Annotated in this window: 2 protein-coding genes; both read right to left on the reverse strand. The window is 65.7% G+C overall.

The genetic code is table 11. The features are described from left to right. Positions 1-507: 507 nt before the first annotated feature. Positions 508-2,463, reverse strand: a complete 1,956-nt coding sequence (locus CAG29_RS06565; protein ID WP_085639780.1) for a MacB family efflux pump subunit — start codon at positions 2,461-2,463, stop codon at positions 508-510. A 2-nt stretch (positions 2,464-2,465) separates the two neighbouring features. After that, a complete protein-coding gene (gene macA, locus CAG29_RS06570) occupies positions 2,466-3,614 on the reverse strand; it encodes a macrolide transporter subunit MacA (RefSeq protein ID WP_085583613.1) in 1,149 nt (382 codons plus the stop codon). Positions 3,615-3,680: the final 66 nt, after the last annotated feature.

Raw genomic sequence — 3,680 nt, forward strand, 5'->3', positions numbered from 1 at the left:
TGTTGATGTCCACATGGGGCTGGGCTCTGGCCGCACGCTCGGCCTGAGCAGCCTGGTCAACCATGGCCAGTTTTTCGGCGCTCATGGGGCGAGGTCCTTGTCAGTCAGTGACGGCTGCGTCAATGCGCTGTTGAGGTTGTCCAGCCGCTGACGGGGTGTTAAGCCGGACTCAACGTGGATGCGGCAGGAGGTGCCGGAGTCTTCGGTGCTGCTGAAGGCCAGCACCCTGGAGTCGTGACGGAAAGGGGGAATCCGCAACGCGAAGTGCGCCGCGTCGGACGGCCGATACATACGCTTATCCTTGCGCAATGAGGAAAGGAGCGCGATGTCCAAACCCTCCATGGTTCGTGCTCGCGAGAATGGGCGGGCACGCTACCAAGGCCAAAAACGGATAGATGTAGGGATAATCTCCAAGTTTTGAAGGACGCTTCCGGTACGAGGATCCGCTGTTCAACAAGCGCAAAAAAAGCCGCGATCATGTCGCGGCTACTTTTCATGAACGCCCGTTCAGTCCCGGGCCAGCGCCTCGATCGGGTCGAGCCGGGACGCGTTGCGCGCCGGGACGAAGCCGAAGACGATGCCGATCAGGCTCGAACAGACCACGGCGGTGAGCACCGCCAAAGGCGAGAACACCATCTCCCATTCCTTGATGAACACCGAGAACAGGTGGCCGATGGCGTAGCTCAGGGCGATGCCGACGGCGCCGCCGAGCAGGCAGACCATCACCGCCTCCACCAGGAACTGCTGACGGATGTCCGACTGCCGGGCGCCGACGGCCATGCGGATGCCGATCTCGCGGGTGCGCTCGGTGACCGACACCAGCATGATGTTCATCACGCCGATGCCGCCCACCACCAGGGAAATCACCGCGATCAGCGACAGCAGCAAGGCCAGCGAGCGGCTGGTCTTCTCCACGGTCTGCATGACGCTGTCGAGGTTGTTGGTGAAGAAGTCCTTGGTGCCGTGGCGCTGCAGCATCAGTTTGGTGACGTTGTCCTCCACCACTTTGCTCGGCTGGCCGTCCTTGATGCGCACGCTGATGCTGTCCAGGTAGCGCTGGCCCAGCAGGCGCCCGGCGGCGGTCTCGTAAGGCACCCAGACGTTGAGGGTCTTGCTGGCGAACAGGTTGCGGTTCTCCGCCGCCACGCCGATCACCGTGCACGGCAGGTTGCCGATCAGGATCACCTGCCCCAGCGGATCGACGCCTTCGCCGAACAGCCGGTGGCGGGTGTTGTAGTCGATCACCACCATCTGCGCCTGGCGCCGGGCATCGCTGTCGCTGAACGGGATGCCCGCCTCCATCTTGATCCCGCGCACCTGGAAGTACTGGTGGCTGACGCCGTTGACCTGGGCATCGACATCGATGTTGCGGTAGCGCAGCAACTGGTTGCGCCCCACCACCGGGGTGGCGCTGTCGACGTAGTACAGCCCGTTGAGCGCTGTCACGTCGGCGGGCACCAGGGTTTCGATGGCGCCTGAGCGGCTGTCGCCGAAACTGGCGCCGGGGTAGATGTCGATGGTGTTGCTGCCGATGGCCTGGATGTCGTTGAGCACATAGCGCTTGGCGCCCTCGCCGATGGCCGAGATCGACACCACCGAGGTGATGCCGATGACGATGCCGAGCATGGTCAGCAAGGTGCGCATGCGGTGCGAGATCAGCGCGACCCAGGCCATGTTGAACGCTTCCTTGAACAGCCCCAGGCTCGCCACCAGGCGCCTTGTGGTGCCGGGCCTGGGCGCGGCGGCGGTGTCGTTGGGCAGCGCGTCGGTGGCGCGTTCGTTGCGCCGGTCGCTGAGGATCTGGCCGTCGCTGACTTCGATGATCCGCTCGGCGTTGGCGGCGACCTTCGGGTCGTGGGTCACCAGGATCACCGTGTGCCCGGCGGCGTGCAGCTCCAGCAGGATGCGCATCACTTCCTTGCCGCTGGCGGTGTCGAGGGCGCCGGTGGGTTCGTCGGCGAGGATCACTTCGCCGCCGTTCATCAAGGCGCGGGCGATGCTCACCCGCTGCTGCTGGCCGCCGGAGAGCTGGCTGGGCCGATGGGTCAGATGGCCGTCCAGCCCCAGCCGCGCCAGCAGCTCCTTGGCCCGGGCATGGCGCTGCGGTTCCGGGGTGCCGGCGTAGATCGCCGGCATCTCGACGTTGTGCACCGCGCTCAGGTGCGGCAGCAGGTGGTAACGCTGGAAGATGAAACCGAAATGGTCGCGGCGCAGTTCGGCCAGGGCCTGGTTGTCCAGGTCGCGGGTTTCCTGGCCGTTGATCTTGTAGCTGCCGGCGGTGGCGTAGTCGAGGCAGCCGAGCAGGTTCATCAGGGTCGACTTGCCGGAGCCCGAGGCGCCGATGATCGCGACCATTTCCCCGGCCTCGATGGTCAGGCTGATGTCGTTCAGCGCCAGGAACTCGCGGTCGCCGGCGGTGAAGCTGCGGCGGATGCCGCTCAGTTGCAGCAACGGTTCGGTCATGCTCACGCCCCTGCCGTGCGGGTCACCGGATCGCCGATCACCACCCGGTCGCCTTCGGTCAGGCCCTGGTTGATCTGCACCTTGACGTTGTTGTTGATGCCGGTCTGCACGTTGCGCGCCTGGGCATGGCCCTTGGCGTCCAGCACCCGCACCGGGAAGCTGCCGTCGGCGTTGCGCGGCCCCAGCGCGGCCACCGGCACGGTCAGCACCGACTTGGCGGTGTCGAGCACCACCCGCACCTGGGCGGTCATGGCGATGCGCAGGCGGTGGTCGGGGTTGGGCACGTCGAACAGGGCGTTGTAGAACACCGCCGTGTTCTGCTTCGGCGTGCCGGCCGGCGGGGTTTCAAGGAAGTTCTGTGGCGCCGGCTCGGTGCCGCGCAGCTTGCCGTAATAGCGCTTGTCCTCGCCGAGGATGGTGAAATACACCTCCTGCCCCGGCGCGATGTGGATCACGTCGGCCTCCGACACCTGGGCCTTGACCGTCATGGTGTCCAGGTCCGCGAGCTTGAGCAGCACCGGCGCCAACTGATTGGCGATCACGGTCTGGCCTTCCTGGGTGACGATGCCCACCACGTCGCCGTCGATGGGCGCGACGATCCGGGTGTAGGCCAGGTTGACCTTGGCCGTGTCGATCTGGATGTGCGCGCTCTTGATCTGCGCATCCAGCGCCAGCAGGTTGGCGGCCTGCACTTCGTAGTTCGACTGCGCGGTCTCGAAGTCCTGCCGCGAGATCGACGCGTCGTCCTGCAGGTCCCGGTAGCGCTCGTAGATCGCTTTGGTCTGCTTGAGCTGGGCCTGGGTCGCCCGGCGCTGGGCCTGCAGGTTCTCTTCATCGACCAGGGCCTGGCGCAGGGTGTTCTGCAGCACCAGCGGATCGATCTCCGCCAGCCACTGGCCCTTCTTCACCTTGTCGCCGACCTTGACCTTGAGCGACTTCAGTTGCCCCGAGACCTGGGCGCCGACGTCCACCTGGCGGATGCCCTCCAGCAGACCGGTGGCCAGCACCGCGTTTTCAATGTCACCGCGTTCCACCGTGGCGGTCAGGTACTGCGGCGCCTCGGCCGGTGCCTGCACCGTGTAGAACACCAGCCCGGCCACCAGCGTCAGCGCCACGGCCAGACCGACTTTGCGCAACTTCGACTGTTCCATAAATGACCACAATTCCGTTCAGGGTTGGGCCCGGTCGGTGACCGGGCCCGGTTGGAGAAACACCGC

This window comes from Pseudomonas sp. B7(2017), assembly GCF_002112745.1.
In the GTDB taxonomy this organism is placed as follows: Bacteria; Pseudomonadota; Gammaproteobacteria; order Pseudomonadales; family Pseudomonadaceae; genus Aquipseudomonas; species Aquipseudomonas ekonensis.

Excerpts from the sequence above, each read along its gene's own strand:
- macA (WP_085583613.1), bottom strand. The coding sequence starts at position 3,614 with ATGGAACAGTCGAAGTTGCGCAAAGTCGGTCTGGCCGTGGCGCTGACG.
- CAG29_RS06565 (WP_085639780.1), bottom strand. The coding sequence starts at position 2,463 with ATGACCGAACCGTTGCTGCAACTGAGCGGCATCCGCCGCAGCTTCACC.